This window comes from Sutterella sp. (assembly GCF_030539355.1).
Taxonomy (GTDB): Bacteria; Pseudomonadota; Gammaproteobacteria; order Burkholderiales; family Burkholderiaceae_F; genus Sutterella.
This window is the reverse complement of sequence record NZ_JAUNSF010000039.1, coordinates 1-23,545: the sequence shown is the minus strand read 5'-3', so window position 1 is coordinate 23,545 and position 23,545 is coordinate 1. Positions and strand designations below refer to the sequence as shown.

Annotated in this window: 11 protein-coding genes; 3 read left to right on the top strand and 8 right to left on the bottom strand. The window is 69.1% G+C overall.

Annotated elements, in window-relative coordinates:
* Positions 1-493: 493 nt before the first annotated feature.
* The 3 genes from Q4F91_RS07225 to Q4F91_RS07215 all read left to right on the top strand — a co-directional run bounded on the left by Q4F91_RS07225 (position 494) and on the right by Q4F91_RS07215 (position 9,942).
* Positions 494-6,817 carry an MG2 domain-containing protein gene (locus Q4F91_RS07225; RefSeq protein ID WP_303336216.1) on the top strand — a complete coding sequence of 2,108 codons (6,324 nt, stop codon included), beginning with the start codon at positions 494-496 and terminating at the stop codon, positions 6,815-6,817.
* A gap of 116 nt (positions 6,818-6,933) precedes the next feature.
* Entirely contained in the window at positions 6,934-9,282 is a 2,349-nt protein-coding gene (pbpC, locus tag Q4F91_RS07220) for a penicillin-binding protein 1C (protein ID WP_303336214.1), read from the top strand.
* Between the two features lie 225 nt (positions 9,283-9,507).
* Complete coding sequence (locus Q4F91_RS07215) at positions 9,508-9,942, top strand: hypothetical protein (protein ID WP_303336212.1); 435 nt, start codon at positions 9,508-9,510, stop codon at positions 9,940-9,942.
* Between the two features lie 111 nt (positions 9,943-10,053).
* Here Q4F91_RS07215 and Q4F91_RS07210 read toward each other — a convergent pair whose 3' ends face one another.
* The 8 genes from Q4F91_RS07210 to Q4F91_RS07175 form a co-directional block, all read right to left on the bottom strand.
* Entirely contained in the window at positions 10,054-14,940 is a 4,887-nt protein-coding gene (locus Q4F91_RS07210; RefSeq protein WP_303336210.1) for a hypothetical protein, read from the bottom strand.
* Positions 14,941-15,188: 248 nt separating this feature from the next.
* On the bottom strand, positions 15,189-16,706 hold the full coding sequence (purF, locus tag Q4F91_RS07205) for an amidophosphoribosyltransferase (RefSeq protein ID WP_303336208.1): 1,518 nt from the start codon (positions 16,704-16,706) through the stop codon (positions 15,189-15,191).
* 127 nt (positions 16,707-16,833) lie between these two features.
* Positions 16,834-17,334, bottom strand: a complete 501-nt coding sequence (locus Q4F91_RS07200) for a CvpA family protein (protein ID WP_303336206.1) — start codon at positions 17,332-17,334, stop codon at positions 16,834-16,836.
* Positions 17,335-17,502: 168 nt separating this feature from the next.
* Entirely contained in the window at positions 17,503-18,843 is a 1,341-nt protein-coding gene (locus tag Q4F91_RS07195) for an SPOR domain-containing protein (RefSeq protein WP_303336204.1), read from the bottom strand.
* Between the two features lie 124 nt (positions 18,844-18,967).
* The gene (gene folC / locus Q4F91_RS07190; protein WP_303336202.1) at positions 18,968-20,272 is read right to left on the bottom strand and encodes a bifunctional tetrahydrofolate synthase/dihydrofolate synthase; all 1,305 of its coding nucleotides are present in this window, start codon (positions 20,270-20,272) and stop codon (positions 18,968-18,970) included.
* 131 nt (positions 20,273-20,403) lie between these two features.
* Positions 20,404-21,282 carry an acetyl-CoA carboxylase, carboxyltransferase subunit beta gene (gene accD, locus Q4F91_RS07185; RefSeq protein WP_303336200.1) on the bottom strand — a complete coding sequence of 293 codons (879 nt, stop codon included), beginning with the start codon at positions 21,280-21,282 and terminating at the stop codon, positions 20,404-20,406.
* 133 nt (positions 21,283-21,415) lie between these two features.
* Complete coding sequence (gene truA / locus Q4F91_RS07180; protein ID WP_303336198.1) at positions 21,416-22,213, bottom strand: tRNA pseudouridine(38-40) synthase TruA; 798 nt, start codon at positions 22,211-22,213, stop codon at positions 21,416-21,418.
* Positions 22,210-23,545, bottom strand: a 1,336-nt coding sequence (locus Q4F91_RS07175) for a FimV/HubP family polar landmark protein (RefSeq protein WP_303336196.1), incomplete at its 5' end; no start/stop codon positions are given. The genes Q4F91_RS07175 and truA, both read right to left, overlap by 4 nt.

Sequence of the window (23,545 nt, the reverse complement as noted above, 5' to 3'; positions counted from 1 at the left end):
GTCTAAGGTGTCTCAAGAAAGAGAGAAATCGATGTAGTTTGCGTTCGCCGTGAGTCCGATAACGACTTGAAATTCCACACATGAAAGGTTTTTACCGACATCAAGAACACTCCTTTACCAAAAAGGACATGCTGTATTTTAAATGGCAATTATCGAGAACGGAAGCCCTCGACACGGCCCGGAACGCGGCTGCCGGAAATCCGCATCCCACAGCAACAGCGCCGCGGAACAACCGGAGCACCCGAAATACACCTCTGTTGTACTTCCGCTCCGGAACGGAAGGCGCCTGAAGGCGCTTGAAAACGCACGCGGGCGTCGCAGGGACGCCAACCGGAGACGTTTTACGTCCTCTTTCAGGTTCATCGAAGTGCAAATTCGCTTTGATTTATCTGAGAAATATCAATTTCTACCCCATAGGCACAACTCGCGCGCGCGGGACAAAACGTCTATCCTCAGAAAGTTGCACCCGACATCCTGAGGAGATCCCTGCGTCATGCCGCGTTTCCGTCGTCCGAACTCCCTGATCAGCACCCCGCTCAACACCCCGCTCACCGACTTCCGTCCGGCCCTGCTGCCCCTTCTGATGGCGCTTGCCGCCGCGGGTCTGCAGGCCGTTCCCGAGGCCTCGGCCGCCCCCGCCGGCGGGCGCGGCGCCTGGGTGAAGCCCGTCGTCTCGGCGCCCACCGCGGCGCGGGCGCCGATCATGATCGGCCTCGAGCCGAGCGAGGCGGCCTGCCGCAAGGCCTGGGGCGACGACTGGTACCTGCGCTGCTCGACTGCGCTCGGCCGCGGCGGCACGCCCGCCGAAGGCATCCGCATCACGCCCGCCGTCGAGGGCGAATGGCGTTGGACGGGCCCGATGATGCTCGCCTTCACGCCGAAGTCCCCCTGGGAGCCGGGCCGCACCTACAAGGTCTCCCTCCTCGAGCTCCCGGTTCCGCTCACGACGACGATCGAGCAGAATCAGGTCACCGTCGAAACCCCTCCCCTCTGGGCGACCTCCGCCCACGGCCGCGTCTGGATCGACCCGGATGTCTCGGGCGAGCGCTGGGTGTCCTTTGAATACTTCTTCTCGACCGCCCCCGACCGCGCGAAGATCGAGAAGGCCTTCTCGGTCTCGGCCGACAAGGACTCGGGCGCGCGCTTCGCCGCCCCCGAGTTCGTCTGGAGCGAGGACGGCACGAGCGTCTACGTCAAGGTGAAGGTGATCACGCTCCCGAAGGAAAAGAGCGCGGTCACGGCGACGCTCACGGGCGTGGTCTCCCGCGTCGTGCAGCGAAACGGCCGCTTCTCGGTGCCGAAGGGTTTCGAGGCGACCAAGGTGACGCAGGGTCTGCCGGGCGAGGCGGACCTCTTTGAAATCCGCCGCGCCTCGATCCGTGCGGTCAGGAACGCCGGGCTCTCGGCCGAGTACGAGGTGGAGATCGCCTCGACGCTGCGCATGGACGCGGCGAAGCTGCTGGAGAAGCTCCGCGTGCTTGCGCTCCCCGCGAAGATGAGCGAGGACGCGCAATCGAACGCCGTCTGGAGCGCCGCTCCGGTGATCGACGCCGAGATCCTCTCGCGCTCGACGCCGGTGAAGGTCTCGCTCGCGCCCGGCGAGGCGCCAGGGAGCGAACGCGTGAAGCTGCGCCTCTCGGCGCCCGAGGGCACCTTCATCTACCTCGACCTTCCCGAGGGGTTCGGTCCCGAGAAAACCGCTGGTCTCTCGGAGAGCTGGAGCTCGGTGCTTCTCTGCCCGAAGTTCTCGAGCTCGATCGAGTTCCTGCAGCCCGGCAGCATGCTCACGCTCTCCGGGAACTGGGCGCTCTCCGTGATGAGCACCGGCGTCGAGAAGCTCCGCTGGCGCATCTCGCGCGTGCGCAATGAATTCCTCTCGCTCGCGGCCGAAGGCTACGACGTGATGCGCGGCTACACGCCCGACGCCTGGGCGAAGACCGTCGAGGGCGAGATCGCGCTCGGCTCGTCCGAGCCGGGCAAGGCCCGCTTCTCCTCGCTTGACCTCTCCGACGCCGTGCTCGGCCAGGGCGCGGGTCTCTACGTGGTCGAGTTCACGGGCCTGAGGAACAAAGACGGCAAGGACGAGGCCGTCGCGAGCGCGACGAAGAAGCTCCTTCTCACCAACATCGCGCTCATCTCGAAGACCAATGCCGACAGTTCGATCGACGTCTTCGCGGCCGGTTTCGGCGAGGGCGCGCCGCAGGCCGGGCTCACCGCGGATCTGCTCGCCCGGAACGGCACCGTGATCGAGAGCGTGCAGACCGACCAGGAGGGCCGCGCGCACTTCAAGCCCACCGAGGGCCTTGAGCGCGAGAAGTTCCCCGTCGCGGTGACGGTGCGCTCGAAGGGCACGGACATGGCGTGGCTCTCGCTCACCGACGCCTCGAACCTCACGAACAACTTCAACTGGGAGACGGGCGGAAGAGAGACGCGCGGCGCGAACCTCGCCGCCTGGGTCTTCGCCGACCGCGGCATCTACCGCACGGGCGAGACCGTGCACTTCGGCCTCGGCGTGCGCTCGACCGACGGCTCGGCGCTCCCCGAGGGGCTGCCGCTCGAGGCGAAGCTCACGAACGACGCGGGCAAGGTCCTCGCCACCGCCGCGCTCAAGCTCTCCGCCGAGGGTCTCGCCGAATTCGACTGGACCGTGCCTGAGGGGACGCTCCCCGGACGCGTGAAGCTTGACCTCTTCCCGGCGGGCAGCGAAACGGTGCTCGCCACCGCCGGCGCCTTCGTCTCCGACTACACCCCCGAGACGCTCTCCCTCACCGCGGAGCTCCCCGAGGCCGACCGCGAGGCCGGCTGGGTCGAGCCCGCCGCGATGGAACTCCCCGTGAAGCTCACGAGCCAGTTCGGCGCCGGCGCCGAGGGCCGCAGCGTCTCGGGCGAGATCGTGGTCGAGCCGCTCTCGCGCACGGCCTTCCCGGGCTGGGACGGCTGGACCTTTGACTCGCCCGCGGCCGGGCTCGCCGCGCCCGCGGGTGCGAGAAGAAAATTCACCCTTCCCTCCGTCGCGACCTCGGGCGAGGGTGATGCGGCGCTGCCGCTCCCGCTCGCGAATCTGTCGCTCACGGGCTTTGCGAATGCCCGCGTTAGCCTCACCGGTCTCGAGGCCGGGGGCGGCGACACGATCGAGCGCTCGATCAGCTTCAAGCTCTCCCCCGCGGAGGTCGCGCTCGGCTGGCGCCTCGCGAAGACGCCTCAGCCCGCGTGGTTCCTCCTCGCGGGCGATCCGGCCGCGATGGAGTTCGTGGTCCTTGACCGCATGCTCGCGCCGAAGGCGGGCGAAAAGCTCATGGTGACGATCGAGCGCACGCGGCGCGTGACCGAGCTCACCGCGGACGGCTCCGGACGGCTCACCTACACGGACACGCCCGTCACCGAACCCGTGAGGACGCTCGAGCTCACGACCGACGCCTCGGGCCTCGCCACGCTCGATCTTGACACCGCGGCGCCGGGCGACATGCTCGTGAGGATCACGCGCGCGGACGGGACGCTGCTCGCGACCCTGCCCTATTCCTGCGCCGGCGCGACGCTTGAGAAGCTTGCCGCGGGCGACATCCCGAGCGCGGAGATCCGCGCGAAGCTCGAGAAAACGCAGCTCGAGGCGGGCGACACCGCCCGCGCCTCGGTGCTCTCGCCCTTCACCGGCTTCGGCCTCCTCACGCTCGAGGCGAACAATGTGATTGCCTCGAAGTGGGTGAAGGTCGCCGCGGGCGAGAACCTTTTTGAAATGCCCGTTCCGGAGGGCTACGCCGGCCGTGCCTGGCTGCGCGTGTCGCTGATCCGCGGCCAGGAGTCCGCGAGAAAGTTCCTCACGGGCTTCACCGAGACGGCGCTGCCGCTCACGCTCAACACCGCCGCCAAGCGCCTTGACCTCACGCTCGAGGCGCCGGAGAAACTGAACGAGAGCCGCAGGGTTCCCGTGACGGTGAAGTCCGCAAAGCCCTCGAAGGTCTTCCTCTGGGCCGCCGACGACGGCATCCTCTCCCTCACCGGCTGGCGGAAGCCCGATCCCGTGAAGTCACTTCTCGAGGACCGCGCGCTTGAGGTGAAGACCCGCCAGACGCTCTCCCAGCTCATGCCCGACGCCTCGGCCGTCACGGACCTCACCGCCCCCTGGGGCGGCGACGGCGTGAGCGAGGCCGCCATGGCCGCTCGCATCGGCAATCCCTTCTCGGCGACGCCCGACGAGAGCGCCGTCTGGTGGGGAGGGCTCGTCGAGACCAGCCCCGAGGGCACGACCGTCGAGGCCGAGTTCCCCGAGGGGTTCTCGGGCCGCGTGCGCTTCTTCGCCGCCGGCGCCTCCGCCGGGGAATCCGGCGCCGCCGAGACGGCGAGCGTCATCGCGCACCCGGTCGTGATCGAGCCGGTGCTGCCCTCCGCCGTCTCGCCCGGCGACCGCTTCCAGGCGGGCGCCGTCGTGACGCCTGAGAAGGGCGGCGTCACCGGAGCGCTCGACATCACCGCCCCCGAGGGCTTCACGCCGGGGTCGGCTGTCTTCCCGCTTGAGTTCCCCGAGAAGGGCGGCATCGCTGCCTCGGGCGAGTTCACCGCGCCCGAGATGCCGGGCGAGGCGGAGTTCACCTTCCGCGCGCTCGCGGGTGAGCTCACGGCCCTCCGCCGCGCCTCCGTGGGCGTGCGCCCCGCGTCGACCCACGCCACCCGCACCACGGGCGGCCGCATCGACACGGCGAAGACCAAGGGCGCTCCTGCGATCAGCATCCCGACCGAAATCTATCCGCAGGACGCGGAGACCCGCTTCACGGTGTCCGCCTCCCCGGCCGCGCTTGCCCTCGAGCTCGGCGCTCCCTTCGCCCTCCGCGGCTGGGACGCGCCCGCCGACGCGATCGCCGCGGCCATGCCCTGGGCGATCCTCGAGAGCGAGCCGGGCGCGATGAAGTCCCTCGTCCCCGGCGGCCGCGACCCGAAGGAGGTCGCCGCCGAATCTGAGAAACTCCGCGCCGCAGCCGTCTCCGCGATCGAGGGGGCGCTCGCCCGCGACGGCGTCCGTCCGCTCGCGTGGCGCGAGGCGAGCACCTTCCTCACGGCCTATTCGCTTGAATACCTCCTCACGGCGGCGCGCACGGGCGGCGTCCCGCCTGAGCTCATCGGCACGCTCCGCACGAGGCTCCTTGAGAACATCTCCACGGAGCCGCAGACCCTCGACCAGGCCCGCACCACGGCCTATGCGCTCTGGGTGCTCACCCGCGAGGGCACGATGACGACCGAGTACCTCGAGAGCCTGCGCGCCTCGATGGAGGAGCGCTTCAAGGACTGGCAGCGTGACGCCGCGGTGGCGTTCCTCGCCGCGTCCTACCAGCGCCTGAGGCTGAGGGAGGAGGCGAAGAACCTGCTCGCCGGCTCCGTCTCCACGGCCCGCGCCGCGGGCGACTGGACGCCGGAGACCGCGACCGTGCTCGCCGCGGCGGCGCTCGCCGAGAGCGGGCTCGAGAAGACGCGTCCTGCGCGTCTGCTCTCCGGCATCGCGCGCGAGGACTTCGCGCAGAACCTCAAGACGGGCGCCGTCTCGCCGGTGTACGCCGGCGCCGCGGCGCTCGCGCTGATGCGCGGCTCGGCCGCGCAGATGGGCCGCCTCGACCTCGTCTGCACGAAGCGCTCCGCGGGCTTCCCTGAAGGGGAGGACACGACGGAGGTGGCGGGCGCATCGGTGACGCTCTCCGCGCCCGGCTGCACCGCCGTGACGCTGCGCGGCACGCTCCCGAAGGGCAGTCTCTGGTGGACGGCCGAGCAGACCGGGTGGCTCAAGGCTGAGAACGGCCGCGCCCCCGCGGCGGTGAAGCAGGGGCTCGAGGCCGAGCGCAGCTACATCGGCGCCGACGGCAAGCCCCGCACGACCTTCCGCACGGGCGAGCGCATCACGGTGGAGGTGAGCATCCGCGCGAGCGCGGGTTCCGAGAACCTCACCGATGTGACCGTCACGGACCTGCTCCCCGGCGGCCTCACCTACGCGATGCCCGCGGGCACCGGCCCCGAGGGCGCGATGAAGTTCGTCAAGGGCGGCGACCGCATGGCCTGGCTCGCCCCCGAGATCACGAGCTGGGATCCGATGCGGTTCACCTACACCGTGCGCGCGGCCTGCCCGGGCGTCTACGCGGTGCCGCCCGTCGAGGCCGCCTCGCTCTCGCGGCCCGCAGTGACCGCGAGAAGCGCCGCAGGCGCGATCACGATCCTGCCCGCCGAGGAAAAGAAGCTTGGAGCCCCGAAGGAAGCCGAGCCCGCTGAGGTCCAGGCCCCCGAGGCTGCCGCTCCTGAAGCCGCAGTTCCTCAGACTGAAGCTGCGAATCCCGCGCCCGCCGCCGAGGCCGCGGCCCCTGCGGCTCCTGAAGCTCCGGCCGCGCCCCCGGCCGCGAATGCGACCGAGGAGGCTCCTGCCCCGGCCGCTCCTGAGGCAGCTGTCGAGCCGGCGGCTGAACCCGCCGAGCAAGCTGCCGCCGAGGGAAAGCCCGCGACCGAGGTGCCGGAGTCGCTCCCCTCCGAGCCCGTGACGGCGACGCCGGTGCCGACCGCGGAGGAGGTGAAGGCTTCTCCTGAGCCCGCCCCCGCGGCAGCCGTTCCCCCGAAGAATGAGGCGGCGAAGCCCTCAAACGTGAAAGAATTGGCAGACACGGGCGCGAAGACGTCCGATGACCCCGAAAGTGAGCCGGAGAGCTCTGACTCCGAGGACGAGGATCCGGCTGAAGACGCTGAAAAAGTGACGCTCGAAGCACTTGAGGCGGAATTCGAAAAACTCACCGGTTCCGCGGGAAATTCCCCCGATACCGCAGCGCGACCGGGTGCCTCAGCGAGGCCTTGATGCCCGACAAACCAGAAAATCCCAGCCCTCCCTCAGTCCCTCAGCCCTCATCTCCGCCTCCCTCCCCGCCGGCCGCTCCCAAGCCGGCGGCGAAATCCGACGAGCCGGGTCTGCTCATGCAGATCCTGCGCCGGTTGGTCGGCCTTGTGCTCATCGTCGCGATCTTCGCGGTGATCATCGCCGGCGCCTGCGGCTTCGTCTGGAAGAAGGCGAAGGAAAGCCCGGTGCCGCCGCTTCTCGACGGCATCCCCTTCTCCACGGTCGTTTACTCGGCCGAGGGCGACTTCCTCTCCATCCGCCCCGCCTCGGACGGCATCTTCCGCATGCGGGTGGATCTCGCGCAGATCGACCGCAAGCTCGTCGACGCGACAATCTTCTACGAGGACCGGAACTTCTACGGTCACCACGGCGTCAATCCCGCCTCGCTCGTGCGCGCGGGTCTCGAGACGCTGCTCGGGAGCCGCCGCATCGGCGCGTCGACCCTCACGATGCAGCTCGCGCGCATGCGCCTCGGGCTCGCCACCAACACCCCGCGCGGCAAGGTGAAGCAGATCTGGCACGCACTGCGCTACGAGGCCCACTACTCGAAGGACGAGATCCTCGAGGCGTACCTCAACCTCGCCCCGTACGGCGGCAACGTCGAGGGCGCGGGCGCCGCGGCCCGCATCTGGTTCGGGCACGACGCGAAGCGCCTCTCGGCGGCCGAGGCCACCGCGCTCGCCGTGATCCCGCAGAACCCCGTCAAGCGCCGCCCCTCGAAGGAAGGGAATGAGGTTCTTGACGCCGCCCGCATGCGCCTCGGCGCCGAGATGATCCGCGCGGGCGTCTTCCCCGCGACCTACGAGGAACCCGTGAAGGCCCCGCTCAAGGTGAGCGAGCCGGGCGACCTCGCGCTCATCGCCCCGCACTACGTCCGCATGGCGGTCGCGGCCGCGGGGAAGGACGCCGGAACGCTCCGCGGGACTCTGAACCTCACGCTCCAGCGCTCGATGGAGGGGCTCGTCAAGGACACGGTGGCGCGCCTCTCCCCTTTTGGAATCCGGAACGCCGCGCTCGCGGTCGTCGACTCGCGTGACCGCTCTCTGCTCGCGATCGTCGGCAGCGCGGACTTCCGCTCAGACGAGATCGCCGGCGAGGTGAACGCCTGGAATGCGAAGCGCTCGCCCGGGTCGACGCTGAAGCCCTTCGTCTACGGGCTCGCCCTCGATCAGGGACTCATCCACGAGAAGACCGTCCTCATCGACCGCCCGGGGAGCTTCGGCGGCTGGGCGCCCGAGAACGCCGACGGCGCCTTCCGCGGGCCCCTCACGGCCGCCGACGCCCTCGTGCTCTCGAGAAACCTTCCCGCGGCGGAGCTCGAGCGCGACCTCTCGCCCGGTCTCTATGAGCTCCTCCAGCGTGCGGGGGTGAAGCTCCCGCACGAGAAGAGCTGGTACGGGCTCTCGATCGTGCTCGGCGGCGCCGAGGTGACGATGGGCGATCTCGCGAAGCTCTACACGATGCTCGCGGGCGACGGGCTCCTGAGACCGATCCGGGTTCTTGCCGATCAGTCACAGGCCGCCGAAGGCGAGGTTTTATCCCGCGAGGCGGCCTTTGTCGTTCAGAGGATGCTCGAAAGCCGCGGCGAGTCCGTGACCGCCGCCGGCGCCGCCCGGCCGCTCCTCTACAAGACGGGCACGAGCAACGGCTGGCGCGACGCGTGGACCGCGGGCTCCGTCGGCCCCTATGTGATCGTCGTGTGGGTGGGCGACTTCCACGGCGCCCCCAATCCGCAGCTTCAGGGCGCGCGGATCGCCGCGCCCCTCTTCAAGGCCGCCGCGGCGAGGCTCGCGGCCGAGCCCTCGCTCACCTGGCCCGTCCCGAGGAAACCCGCCGACGAGGCCTTCGTGAAGGGCCTCAGGGTCGCGCAGGAACCCGTCTGCACCGCCACGGGGGATCTTGACACCTCGCTCTGCCCGGAGAAGACCGTCGCCTGGATCCTGCCGGGCAAGACCTCGGTGCGCGACTCGGGCGTCTTCCGCGAGATCCTCGTGCGTGACTCGACGGGCCTGCGCGCCTGCCGCGAGGAGGAGGGCGTGACGAGGAAGGCCTGGGAATTCTGGCCCACGCACTTCCAGAAGGTGTTCCTCGAGGCGGGCATCGTGAAGGCCCCGCCCCCGCCCTGGGAGCGCGGCTGCGAGCGCACCGCGGGCCGCACGGGCGGCCGCCCGCCCGCCATCGTCTCGCCGCGCTCCGGCGTGGTCCTCTACACGGCGCCCGACGCAGCGACCGCGCGCACGGTTCTCTCGGCCGGCACTGACCCGGACGCGAAGCTCGTCTACTGGTACGCGGGCAACGCCTTCCTCGGCGTCACCGAGCCGCGCCGCACGCTCGTCTGGCGCGCGCCCGCGGGCAGGCACCGTCTCACCGCGACCGATGACCTCGGGCGGACGAGCTCGATGTGGGTGAACGTGAAGCGCCCGTAACTCACGGTAAAAATCGGCTTCTCACTGTACCCGCAGGCATTTCCCGCGAAAGACTTCGAAAAGTGTTAGTACATTTCGCAAAGAAGAAATCCTCCCCGGCGGGGCGAAACGGTGCTAATCTGAAATTGAAATCAAGAGGAAGGGGGCGTACCCCCGGAGGCACGGGGCCTGCCGGGCTCCCCCTTCCATCACCATAAACAGAGAACCCGAGAGGAGGTGCCGCATATGTCAGTATTCTCGAAGAAACTCGCGATGTCGCTCGTGGCGATCGCCGGTGCGGCCTCGCTCGCAGTCGTCTCCGCGCCCGCGTTCGCCGGTCCTCCGGGAGGCCCCGGCGGTCCCGGCGGCGGCCCTGGCATGCGCGGCGGCGGCCCCGGACCGGGCGGCGGCCATCACTACCGCTGGTACCGTGACCCGGGCATCTGGGCTCCGGCACTGATCACCGGCGCCATCATCGGCGGCGTCGCCCTTTCGCAGCGTGACCGCGTCGTCGAGCGCGTCGTGGAGGTTCCCGTGGCGCCCGCCCAGGCGGCCGGCTCCTACACGTGGTACTGGTGCTCGAGCGAACAGGGTTACTACCCGTCGGTGCAGTCCTGCCCGCTCGGCTGGCAGCCCGTCATGGGCGCGAGCCCCTCGACGCCCCCGGCCCCGCCGCGGTGATCTGATCCCTCTGAGGAGCGAAAAGCCCCGGTTGTCCTTCATCGGAAAACCGGGGCTTCGTGTGTCCGGGGGTCTCGGAAACAGTTCGAGCGGCCCGCTCCCTCACCTTCCTCAGAAGAGGAACTTCGCGCGGATGCTGACCGAGGCGGCGGAGCGCTCCTCATTGCCCCATTCGTACCCTGCGTCGAGACCGATGCGCATGCGCCCGGAGGCCGCCTCGACGCCGAGGCGCGAGCGGACCTTCACGTCATCGGTGAAGGTGAAGCCGTAACGGCTCTCGGCGCCGGCGAAGCGGACCCTGCTCGTGATCTCCGTGTCGCCGACGGTCGGGATCACGGCGAGCATGAAGGAAGGCTCAACGCGGATGCCGCCCTGCGTGTCGAACGACGTCGCGACGCGGGCGCCGACCGGGAACTCCGCGACGGTGGCGTCGGAGTCCTCGATCACGGCACCGTGGCCGTTCCCGAACCCGTCGCCGCGGACATGGAAGACGTCCACGCCGATGAAGGGCGTCACTTCGGCGAAGCCCGCGTCAAAGATCCCGCTCGCCTCGACGCCGAACGCGTACACGGCCGTCGTCGTTGCCGCGTCAACCTGAGCGACGCCTCCGACCGAGAGATCGCTCCTCAGCCACGTCGCGGAGAGGTCGGCCGTGAGGCCGATGCCCGCGAGCGCGGTCCGTCCGTAGAGCGAGAGGCCGTACCAGCTGAAATCGTCCTTCGCCGAGACGGCGCCGTTCCGCGTGCTGCCGGTGCCGGCCGAGAAGGCGGCGCCCAGCTTGCCGCCGCCGGCCGCGGCCTCGCCGCCCGCTGCGAGACCCCAGGCCGTCGTCTTCACGCTGACCGTCCCGGAGCCCGCGGTGGAGATGCCGTCGAGCTTCGTGCGGCCGCCCGTCATGTGCACCCAGAGGCGGTCGGCCGCATCCGAGGCGGCTTCCTCGCGGACGATCCGCTTCAATTCCGAGGCGCGGTCATGCGCCGTGGTCCAGGTCGCGAGCGCTCCCGCGGGGTTCATCGCCGCGTCGAAGCGCGCGGCGACGGAGGCAAGCGCCGAAGCGTCGCCCGAGGCGTCCGTGAGAAGCGCGTTGACGTACTCGTACGCGGCGCCCGTTCCGGCGGCCATGCCGGCGTCGGCGAGCGCCGCGCCCTGCATGCCGCTGCCGAACACGGGCGCGGCATCCTGGAGCGAGGCGCGGATGACGCCCCCCGTCATCGCGAGCTTCCAGAGAGCGTTGCCGGAGACGAGGTTCGCCGCCCAGTTCTGATTGGCGGCCGTGTCGCTCGTGAGACGGTAGCTCACGCCTTCCTGGATATTGCCCACCAGGACGGCCTTCGAGCCTTCCTCAACTGTGACGCTCGTGGCGGTGATGAGCGCCGTTCCATCGGTGACCGAGGAGACATTCGCGACGAGCGCGGAGTTCGCGGCGAAGGTAACCGAACCGACCGCGAACGCGGGATTCGCGGTCAGCGTTCCGTCGACATAGAGGCCGCCCGAGGCGGGATCAATCGTGATCGGCTGCGCGACGTAGACTGCGGCGAGCACCGCCCCTTCCGCACTGCCCCAGCTGAGCGCGCCGGACTCGAAGACCGCGGTGAACTCGGTTTCATCGGTGCCGCCGAGAACCGCATAGCTGTTCTCGCCGACCGCGATCCGGCCGTCGATGGCGGTGCCGGAGAAGACCATGCGGCTGCCGTCCGTGACGGGAGCCCCGTCCACCCAGGCCGGGTCGAGGAAGAAGGAAAGGCCGGCGAGCGTGCCGCCCGTGACCGTGAGATCGCCGCGCTTGCTCGTTTCGCCCGAGGTGCCGACGTAGACCACGCCAGTCGTCCCTTCGGAGGAAAAGTTCTCGACTGTCGCCGCGCCGGTGAGGTACGTCGCGCCGGCCACCGTGAGCTTTTCCACGCTGAGACTGCCGCCTCCCACGTCGACACGGGCGCCGGCCTCCGTGCGCAGATCGGTGAGTGTGAATTCGCCCGCGCCGACCTCAAGCGTTCCGCTCAGCCGGAGGGTGTCGGAGACCTTGCCGCCGTCGCCCGACTGGGTCCCGAGGACAAGGCCGCCCGCGATCTCCACCGTGCCCTGCTCACCTTCGAAGTCAAAGAGCTCCGGCGCGTCGTCCGAGCCGACGAGCATGAGGCTGCTGCCCTCCGCGATCCGGATGGTGTTCACGCCTTCCCCAATGCTGAGTCCAGAGACGCCGATCGTCTTGTCCACGGTCACCGTGCCCGATTCAGCCGCTGACGCGTCGACGGTGACGGTCACGTCGGAGAGAATGAGGTTTTCAACATCCCCGAGCTGCCCGAGGCCGATCGATCCCTTCGGATCGGTCGTCGTCCCCGTGAAGCGCACTGTGACGCCGTCCGCCATGAGCGCCGCGGCGGTCTCGGCATAGAGAACGTTGTAGAGCGCGTCCGTGATGACGACCTCGCCCGAACTGAGCGTCAGGCCGTCCTGGAGCGCCCCGGCGTCGGTGACCGATCCGTCGCCGAGCCCGGCCGTGAAAACCGAGTCCGACGCGGTGGAGAGCACGCCGCCCGCGAGGACAAACTCGCCGGAGTCCTCGAGCGCGAGCGAAGCCGCGGCGAGCGACCCGCCCTTCGTGACCTCGACGCGGCCGCCGGCGCCGACCGTGAGCGTCTCGAGTGCGTATTCGCCGCTCACATAAACCGCCCGGCTTTCCGCGGCATCCGTCGCCGCGACGCGCCAGCCCGTGAAGTCCGTCGCCGCCCCGTCAACGAGATGCCTGAGGGCGCCGCCCTTGAGGTACAGAGCCTTCGCGTCGATCTCTGCGACCGTCTCCGCCGAGGACTCGATCCAGGCGCTCCCTGCCTCGAGCGTGAGCACATTCGCCGCCTCGGTGCCCGAGACGCGGTAGACGGCGCCGTCTCCGAGCGTCCACTCACCCGAGACGGTGAGATCCGCGCCCGTCTCGTTCGTGAACTCCGCGCCCGTGATCTCGAGATTCCCTAGGAGCATCCTGGCGCCCGACTGGTTGGTGAAGCTGCCGCCCGAGATGACGAGCGTGGCCTCCGAAACCGAGGGCTTGGGTGTCCCTGCGGTGTCATCCGCCGTCGTGCTGATGCGGCCGGCGTTCACTGAGGTTCCGTCCGTGACAATGACGGTTCCCGCGTTGAGACCGAGCTTGCCGCCCGCGGCGACGTTGAGATATCCGGTCGAGAGCGTGCCGCCGAAGACCTTTGCGTAGGTGTTGTCCGTCCCGTAGTCGCCGATCTCCATGCCGCCCAATGTGAGCGTTCCGCTCCTCAGCTGGAGCACGACGGGCGTCTCACGCGAGTCATAGATCACGGCGGAGAGATCCGCGCTGCCGCCCGCGACGACGAAGCGGCCCGCGAAGTCGTCCCAGCCCGACGTGAGCGTGAAGACGCCGCCCTCGCCCACCTCAACGGTGCTGCCCGAGGCGGCCGAGAGGGTTCCGATCGATTCCGTGGCGGACGTGGAGTAGCTCGCGCCGTCAGAGAGCGTGAGGATGCCTGAGAGCGAGATGCTCGCGCCCGATTCGTTCGTAACCGTCGCCCCCGAGGCGGTGAAATTTTTGATGGCCACGCGCGCGGTCGAGGTGTTCGTGAAGCTTCCTCCCTCGATCACCAGCGTCGCTTCGGACTGAGAGGGCTTCGATGTCCCGGTGCCTTCGTCGGCCGTCGTGTTGATGCGGCCGGCGTTCACCGACTCGCCGTCCGTGACCGTCACCGTTCCCGCGTTGAAGCCGAGCTTGCCGCCTTGGGCGACATTGAGGTATCCGGTCGTGAGAGAGCCGCCGAAGACCTTCGCATAGGTGCTGTCCGTGCCGTAGCCGCCGATCTCCATGCCGCCCAATGTGAGCGTGCCGCTCCTCAGCTGGAGCACGACGGGCGTCTCACGCGTGTCATAGGTCACGGCGGAGAGATCCGCCTTGCCGCCCTCGACGACGAAGCGCCCCGCGAAGTCGTCCCAGCCTGTCGTGAGCGTGAAGCTTCCGCCCTCGCCCACCTCAACGGTGCTCCCCGATGTGGCCGAGAGGGTCCCGATCGATTCCGTCGCGGACGTGGTGTAGCTCGCGCCGTCAGACAGCGTGAGGATGCCTGAGAGCGAGATGCTCGCGCCCGATTCGTTGGTGACCGTCGCCCCCGAGGCCGTGAGGTTCTCGAGAACCACGCGCGCGGTCGAGGTGTTCGTGAAGCTTCCTCCCTCGATCACCAGCGTCCCTGCGGACTGGGAGGGCTTGGGCGTCTGCGTGCTCTCGTCGGCCGTCGTGTTGATGCGGCCGGCGTTCACCGACTCGCCGCCCGTGACCGTCACCGTTCCCGCGTTGAAGCCGAGCTTGCCGCCTTGGGCGACATTGAGGTATCCGGTCGTGAGAGAGCCGCCGAAGACCTTCGCATAGGTGTTGTCCGTGCCGTAGTTGCCGATCGAGACGCCGGCGAGTCGCAGCTCACCGCTCCGCATGCGGAGGACGACCTTGCCCGCGGTCGAGTCATAGACGGAGGTCGCGGCTGAGACGGTCGCGCCGCACACCTCGAGGACGGCGTTCGTCTCGAGGTCGAGCTTCGCGAGCGTGAACTCGCCGCCCTCCGCGATGAGGTATCCCCCGCCTGACACGCGAAGCGGACTCCCGAGGTTCCCGGATGCTGCGCTCTGCGCCTCACCGAGCACCAGGATGCCGTCGACCTCGACGCCGCCGGCGGTGCCGGAGGCGAAGGAAACGATTTCGGAGGCGGCGGCGTCGCCGTAGAGAATGACGGTGCGGCCGGCTCCGACCGCCACGGTCGAGATGCCCTCGCCCGCCGTCAGGCGGGCGGCGCCGAAGCTCTTTTCGATCGAGTACCGCGCGGCGTCCTGCGCCGGGATCGTGACGAGGACCGACGCGCCGCCGCCCCCTTCCGTCACCTCGTCAATGCTCGTCGCGGTGAGCGCATGGGAAGGCGCTGAGAGGAGAGTGGAGAGAAGCGCCGCGAGCACGGTGCGGCGGAGGACGGGGACGGCCGGTTTTCTGGATGACATCTGGGAACTCAGGCGGCGAATGACGGGAAAAATCAGGCCGCCCGGGCATCGGCGCGGAGGCGGAAACCCAGCGTATACACGGACGGCGGCTTGAGAGGAAGGTCATTATCAGACGCATCCTGGAATAAAGCAAACACTGTCGTTCGTCAGGTTCACTGTCGTCACGTCCGGCGCGCAGATGTGACAAGGGCGGCGTTCCGGCAAAGGAAACGCCGCCCTTCAAAAGGCTTCAGGTCCGAAGACCGGGATTACGCGACCGTGCTGCCCGCCTGCGCGTCCTCGTCATCGGGCTCCGCCGGAGCCTTGGGCTTCGGGGCGTTGCCGAGCTTCTCGAGGTAGGCCTCGGTGATGTCGCCCGTCACGTAGACACCGTCGAAGCACGAGCAGTCGAAGACGTCGATCGACGTGTTGAGGTCGTGGAGCGAGTCCTTGAGACCCTGGAGCGTCTGGAAGATCACCTTGTCGGCGCCGATCTCCTTCGCCACGGCGTCGGCGTCCTTGCCGTCGCCGCACATGAGCTCGGAGCGGGTCGGCATGTCGATGCCGTAGACGTTCGGGTACATCACGCGCGGGGCCGAGGAGGCCACGTAGACCTTCTTCGCGCCCGACTCGCGGGCCATGCGGACGATCTCCTTCATCGTCGTGCCGCGCACGATCGAGTCGTCGACGAGGAGAATGTTCTTGCCCTCGAACTCGACGGGCATGGCGTTGAGCTTCTGGCGGACGCTCTTCTTGCGCACGGCCTGGCCGGGCATGATGAAGGTGCGGCCGACGTAGCGGTTCTTGATGAAGCCCTCGCGGTAGGGGAGCTTGAGCTGCTTGGCGAGCTCCTGCGCGCAGGGGCGGGAGCTGTCCGGAATCGGCATCACGACGTCGACGTCGGAGAGGTCGAGCTCGTCCATCACGGTCTCGGCGAGGTAGACGCCGAGGTTGAGGCGGGCGCCGTAGACGCTGATGCCGTCGATGACGGAGTCCGGACGGGCGAAGTAGACGTACTCGAAGGCGCAGGGGTTGTGCGTCGGGTTTTCGGCGCACTGGCGCGTCGAGACGTTGCCCTGGAGGTCGATCCAGAGCGCCTCGCCCGGCTCGAGGTCGCGCTCGAGCTTGAAGCCGAGGCCCACCATCGTGACGGACTCGGAGCTCACCATCCACTCCCTGTAGCCCGACGGGGTCACGTTCGAGCCGAAGCAGATCGGGCGGATGCCGTGCGGGTCGCGGAAGGCGAGAAGGCCCTTGCCGGCGACGAGGGCGACCACGGCGTAGGAGCCGCGCACGCGCTTGTGCACGCCCGCCACGGCCTCGAAGACGCCGTCGGCGTCAAGCTTGCGGTTCGTGGTGACGCGGGAGATTTCGTTGGCGAGGACGTTCAAGAGCACCTCGGAGTCGCTCGTCGTGTTGATGTGACGGCGGTCGGTGTCGTAGAGCTCCTGCTTCAATTCCTCGGCGTTCGTCAGGTTGCCGTTGTGGGCGAACATGATGCCGAACGGGGCGTTCACGTAGAAGGGCTGGGACTCCTGGTTCGAGCTCGCGCATCCCTGGGTCGGATAACGGACGTGTCCGACGCCAGCGTTGCCGGTGAGGTCACGCATGTTGCGCGTGCGGAAGATGTCGCGCACGAGTCCCATGGCCTTGTGCATATGGAACTGCAGGCCGTCGAGCGTGGCGATGCCCGCCGCGTCCTGACCGCGGTGCTGCAGCAGCAGCAGCGCGTCATAGAGGCGTTGGTTTACCGGTTCGTTGGAAAGGAGAGCGACGATGCCGCACATGGAAGGTTCACCTCAGATGAAAAGGTAAATGGGGGAAATGGAGAAAAGGAAGATCGGTCCGGAGTGCACAAAGCCGCTCGGAATGCGGTTTCGAGCGGCTTCAGTGCGGGTATTCATTTCGTGTGACTCACGCGCGTGACGAGCCGCGCATGTCGGCGATCCACTTCGGCAGGTACGGCATCGACCAGTCGATGAGTGTCTCGGCAGGTCCGATCAGCACGGACTGCTGCCACATGCGGCTCTCGTGGATGCTCGCGGGCATGCCGAAGAGGAAGACGCAGGCGCAGACGACGACGATGCCGCGGATCAGCCCGAAGACGGCGCCGAGCGCACGGTCCTCGAAGGTGATCGACGCGACCTCGAGCATGCGCCGGAGAATGAGTCCGAGGAGTCCGCAGACGAAGAGCACGGCGACGAGGATCAGAACCGCGGCGATCATCACGCGCGGCAGCCAGCCGATGCTCTCGAGCGGAATGTGGAGGGCAAGGTCACCCGAGAAGTTCATCGCCAGAAGAATGCCGATCACCCAGCCAGCGATGGCGAGCACCTCGCGCATCACGCCGCGGACGATGCCGACGATGGTGGAGAGCGCGAGGACTGCGATGATGATCCAGTCGATTTCAGTCATTCTTCTCTAAGGGAGTTTCTGTCGGCCTCGGGCGGCCGGAAATAAGGCACGGGTATTGCTCTGTCTTTCAGGGGAAAAAGTGCCCGGCGGATTCACGCCGGGGAGCCGCGGGAAGCGGCTCTCCCCTTCGAGCCGATGAGATCCGTCATTGTAATTAAAAAGCGCCCTTTACTGTTTCCCCACCAGGGGCTTCTGTTCAATGCCGTTGAGCACGATCGTGCCCATGGCGCTCTCGGCCTCGGCGCGGGTGCTCCAGAGACCGGCGCGGACCTTCCAGAGCGACGAGTTCCCCTGGCGGGTCTTGTAGGCCGGGAGCCCCAGGAGCGCCATGCGCTTCACGACGCGCTCGGCGCCCTCCTCGCTGCTCGTGGCGAGCACCTGCACGTACCAGCCCTTACCCGTGGGCGGGATGACGCCGGAGGACTTCTGCGCGGGCTTCGCGGCAGGCGCCGGAGCGGGCTTCGCCTCGGCCTTCTTCACTTCCTTCGCGGGGGCCTTTGCAGGGGCCTTTGCGGGCGCCTTGGCGTCACCGGCCTTCTCGACCTCGCGGGCGAGATTGGCCTTCGCCGTCGAGTCCGTGCGGCCGAGCGTCGTGTCGGTCACGTCAACGTCGCCCTCCTGGGCCTTGCCCGCGGCAGGGACGGTGTTGATCGTGGTCGCGTGATCGGTCTCGGCCGGGATGTCCATGCGGGCGTTCTCGAACTTCGTCTCCTCCATGGCCGACTGGCTGTCGAGCACGAAGGGCGCAATGACGACGACGGCCATCAGGATCGCCGCGGCGCCGACCAGGCGGTGCTTCGTGCGGCGGCGCGCGAGGAGTTCGGCGTCGGTCGGGACGCTGCTCCGCTTCTCCGCGACGGGCGGACGCTGCTGGGTCGCGGCCTGGGCGCGGGGCACGGGCTCGCGGATCGGCGCGGGCTCGCGCGGCCCCTCGGGCTCCTGCGTGACCGGGTCGGCGAAGATGATCGGCGCGGCGCCGGCGTTCTTCTCGGCCGCTGCCCCGGCCTTCTCCTCCTGCTCCTTCTTCTCCTCCTTCACCGTCTTCCCGGACTTCTCCTCGGGAACGGGCTCGGGAGCGGGAGGCTCGGCGGCCTTCTCCTCCTCCGCGGGCTTCTCCTCGGCGGCGGCGGCGGACTGGTTGATGCCGTAGGGATCCCAGGGCGCGGGCTTCTTCGGCGCGGGCGCCGGAGAAGCTGCCGCGGGCGCGGCTGCAGGCGCAGCAGCCGGAGCCGCCGCAACTGTCGGAGCGGCAGCGGGTTCCTCAGGCGCGGGATCGGCGAACGCGAAGGCCGGGGGCGCGGAATCGGGGGAGGCGGACGAAGCAGATGAAGCGGACGAGGCAGGCTGCGCCGCGGGAGCCTGAGGAGCGGCGGGCTCGGCGGCCGCCAGACTCGGCTCGCGGCGGCCGTCCGACTGCGCGGACCCGTCTTCCGCGGCCTCGGCGGAAAGTTCCGTGAGCTTCACGCCCTCCGGGCGCGTGTTTTTCCGGAAGGGATTGAAGAAGGACATTTAGGGCGCCTCCTGCGTTCTTCGTTCTGAGAGGAGAAAAATGAATTTTATCAGTGCGCTTCCGGCCGCCCCGGCCCGCTTTCGGCGGGCCGAAGCAATTCGATACGCTTTTGGGAAACCGCCTTCAGCGGCGGATACCCTCTTCGGCGAAGACCTCGAGCGCCTCGCCCACGGTGACGAAGGACCCGAAGACGATGATCCGGATGCGGCGGCCCCGGCCCTCGTTCCTCACGGCCTCGCGCGCGGCGTTCAAGGCCTCGCGCACCGTGGCGAAGGCGGCGCGCTTCCCCTCCCCGACGCCCGCGGCGGCGAGATGGCTGCCGAGGTCCTCCGCGGACCCGCCGCGGGGGCCGGGAAGACCCGCGTAGAACCAGCGGTCGATCTCGGGGCGTACGGTCGAGATCACCTTCGTGCGGTCCTTGTCGGTGAGCATGCCGAAGACGGCCCAGATCTCGTCGAAGTGCCCGGCCTCGCGTCCGCGGGCGAGGTTCCGGGCGAGCACCTCCGCGGCCTGCGGATTGTGGCCGACGTCGATGATGATCGGGCACGGCGACTCGGTGATGAGTTCAAAGCGCGCGGTGATGCGCGTGGCGGCGATGCCGCGGGCGACCGCCTCCTCCGTGACGGGAAGGCGCGCGGAAAGGGCGGCGACGGCCGCGAGCGCGCCCGCGGCGTTGCGGTACTGGTTCTCGCCGGCGAGACCGGGCTGCGGGAGGTGCCAGACGAGATCCCCCGCGCGGAAGACGAAGCTTCCGTCCGCATCGGGGACCGCGGAGAAGTCGCGGTTGATGAGACGCAGATCCGCGCCGATTCTCTCCGCATGCGCGACGAGCGTCGCCGGGGGCTCGGGATCCGAGCAGATCGCGGGGCGGCCCGGACGGTAGATGTGCGCCTTCTCGACCGCGATCACCTCGCGGGTGGGACCGAGGAAGGCCGTGTGGTCGACGCCCACCGCGGCGACGACGGAGACGTCCGGGTCGATCGTGTTCATGGCGTCGAGCCTGCCGCCCAGGCCGATCTCGAGGATCACGACGTCGGGACGGGCCTTCTGGAAGAGCCTCAGGATCGCGAGACCCGTGTACTCGAAGTAGGAGAGCGAGAGCCCGTCACGCGCCTGCTCGACCTCCTCGAAGGCGGCGATGAGCGCGTCGTCGCTGACCTCCTTTCCGTCAAGGAGCGCGCGCTCGTTGAAGCGCAGCAGATGGGGCGAGGTGTGCATCGCCGTGCGGTACCCGGCGGCGCGGAAGACCGACTCGACGAAGGCGCAGGTCGAGCCCTTGCCGTTCGTGCCCGCCACCGTGACGACGGGCGCGTCGAAGCGGATCCCCATGCGGGAGACCATCTCGCGCATGCGCTCGAGACCGAGGTCGATCGGCTTCTCGTGGAGCTTTTCAATGTAGGTGAGCCAGTCACCAAGGGTGCGGGGCATCGCTTTTCCTCTTCGGGTGATCAGAAATGTGCATGGGCGGGACAGGAAAAAGCCCGCCGATCCGCGACGGGAGCTGGCGGGCTTCTCGGTCACCCTTTCTCCGTGCGGGAAGGGTGGATTTTAGGCGCTTCTCAGATGCCGTTCACGGGCTGCTTCTTCATGAGGAGCTGCGTGATGACGGAAATGCGGGCGCGAAGTTCGCGGCGGTCGACGATCTGGTCGATCTGGCCCTTCTTCAGGAGGAACTCCGAGCGCTGGAAGCCCTCGGGGAGCTTCTCGCGCACGGTCTGCTCGATCACGCGGGGACCGGCGAAGCCGATCAGCGCCTGGGGCTCGGCGAGCACGAGGTCGCCGATGAAGGCGAAGGACGCCGAGACGCCGCCCATCGTCGGATCGGTGAGCACCGTGATGAAGGGCAGGCCCGCGTCGGCGAGCGTGCGGGCGATCGCGGCGGTCTTCGTCATCTGGTAGAGCGAGACGAGGCCTTCCTGCATGCGGGCGCCGCCCGAGGCGCAGAAGACCACGTAGGGCGTGTGGCGGCGGACCGCCTCCTCGGCGCCGCGCGCGAAGCGCTCGCCGACGACGCTGCCCATCGAGCCGCCCATGAAGCGGAACTCAAACGCGGCGGCCACGATCGGCTCGCGGCGGAGCTGACCGGCCATCACGACGAACGCGTCCGTCTCGCCGGTCGCGGTCTCCGCGGCCTCGTGGCGCTTCGGATAGGGCTTGCCGTCCACGAACCCGAGCGGATCCTGCGCGCGGACCTCGGCGCCGATCTCCTCGGCCGTGCCGGGATCAAGGAAGGCGAGCAGACGCGAGCGCGCGCCGATGCGGAAGTGGTACCCGCACTTGGGGCAGACGCGCAGGCTGCGGTCGAGCTCCTCGGTGTAGAGCACCTGCTCGCAGCCGGGGCACTTCGTCCAGACGCCTTCGGGGACGACGCTCGTCTTCTTCGCGCTGCCGTCCTCTTCGCGCTTGATCTTCGGGAGAATGTGATTGATCCAGCTCATATCGGGCCTGTGGGGGGAAACAAAAGAGAAACTCAAAAATTATACGGTCCGCCGGGGCCCCGTCCCATGGGCGAAAACTTGGGGTTAAGCCCAAGGAACGGCTAGAGCTTTCGGCCGATGCGCCGCGGACCGCTCAGAAGACGCCGCCGAAGGGACTGCGGCCGCGCTGCGGAAGCTCCGGATTCTCCGGATACCCCACGCCCGTGAGGTAGAGCCCGGAGGGGGAGAACGTGGGGGCCGCGACGTCGCGGCGACGGGCGGCCAGCACCTCGGCAATCCAGCCGGGCGCCTCGCGTCCCGTGCCCACGTAGATGAGCGCGCCCACGATGTTGCGCACCATGTGCTGCAGGAAGGCGTTGGCGGAGATGCGCACGCCGACCAGGTCCCCCTGACGGATGAGCGAGAGCTCGGTCACGGTCCTCACGGGGCTCTTCGCCTGGCACTCCGCGGCGCGGAAGCTCGTGAAGTCGTGCTCGCCCACGAGCGCCTGAGCGCCCTCGCGCATCCGCTCGACGGCGAGGGGCCGGAAGACCCAGCCCGTGGCGTTCTCGTGGATGGGAGAGCGCACCGGATCGTTCCAGATCCAGTACTCGTAGGTGCGCGAACGCGCGGAGAACCGCGCGTGGAAGTCGTCCGGCACCGCCCTCACCCAGCGCACGGCCACCGTGCGCGGGAGGAACGCGTTGACGCCGCGGATCCAGCCGTCGGGCGCGCGCGAGGCGCTCGTCGTGAAGCTCACGACCTGGTGCGTCGCGTGCACGCCCGCGTCGGTGCGGCCGGCGCAGAGCACCTTCACGGGGTGGTCCGCGAAGCGCGAAAGGGCCTCCTCAAGCGCCGACTGGACGCTCGGGCGGTCAGGCTGGACCTGCCACCCGTTGAAGGCCGTTCCGCAGTATTCGATCCCGAGCGCAAGCGTCCGGGAATCCGTCATACGGCGCCTCCGAGACGCTCAAGGAGCTGCTCGGCCTGCGCGCGCTGCTCCTCGCTGCCGCTCTTTCTCACCTCGAGGAGAAGTTCCTTCGCCTCGTTCCTCGCGCCGAGTCCGATGAAGGAGTTGGCAAGCGAGAGCTTCGCGGCATAGGCCTCGTGCTGGGCACGCTGCTTCTCGGTGAGGCGCGGCGCGAAGGGATTGGCCTCGGCACCGGCGGCTCCGGCGGCCGCGGCGGCTGCCGCGCCGAGCGGCTCGGCGGTGAGCGGCGGCACGTAGGTGGAGCTCGTCGCCTGCATGATCGAAGCGGTGCTCTCCGGCGAGATCGTGCCGAGCTCGAGCGAGAGGTTCTCGATCTCCTCGGGGAACTTCTTCACGGGGGACTTGCGGTCGAGCTCGCCCGCCTCAAGGGGCGGGAGCTCCTCGTCGTCAGGCGAGAGCCACGGCTGATCCTCGGGAACCGGAGCGGGCTTGAAGGCGGGCTCCTCCTCCTCGGCGGTCTGGGGCTGGGGCTCGGGTTCGGGCGCGGGCACGGGCTCCGCGGCGAGCGGGGCGACGGGCTCGGCGAAGACGGGCTGCTCGACGACCGGGGCGGGAGCGGCTTCGGGCTCGGCCTCGGGCTGCTGCTCGGGAGCCTCCTCCTCGGCCGCTGCGGTCTCGGCTGCCTCGGCGCGGTCGGCCTCCATCTGGGCCTGCGTGAACGCCATCGCACCGGCGCCCATGGCGCCCGCGGTGGTGCCGTTCTTCACGGCCTCGTCAATCGTGGCGTCAACGGCCTTCAACTGCGCGTCCGTCGTCGGGGGCACGTCACGCTGCAGCGTCACGGTGCCCTGGGCGGGCGGCTGATCGATCGGAGTCTCATCCTCGGACTTGCGGCGGCGGAAGAAAAGCAGTGCGAGGAGCGCGACCACGGCGGCTGCGGCGCCGATTGCCCAGGAGACGGGAATGCCGGCGATGGTCTTGCCTTCCTCAGCGGGAGCGGATGCGGGTTCGGCGGCCTTCTCCTCTTCCTTCGGAGCGGACTCCTCGGGTGCGGCAGACTTCTCAGCAGCCTCGGGCGCCTTCTCCGCGGCGGCAGGGGCCTCGGCGGCGGGAGCCGCGGCCGTTTCAGCGACCGGAGCGTTCGCATCGATCGGCTTCACCTCGGCCGGGTCCGAGACGGGCGTCACCTGGGCCTGGTCCGGGGCCTTCGCGGGCTCGGCGGCCTTCACCGGTGCCGCAGGGGCGGCAGCGGAAGCGGCGGGAGCGGCCGGCGCGGCGGCGGGCGCGGCAGGAGCGGGAGTCGCGGAAGCCGCAGGCGCAGCGGGGGCGGCGGCAGGCGCCTGAGGCGCAGCG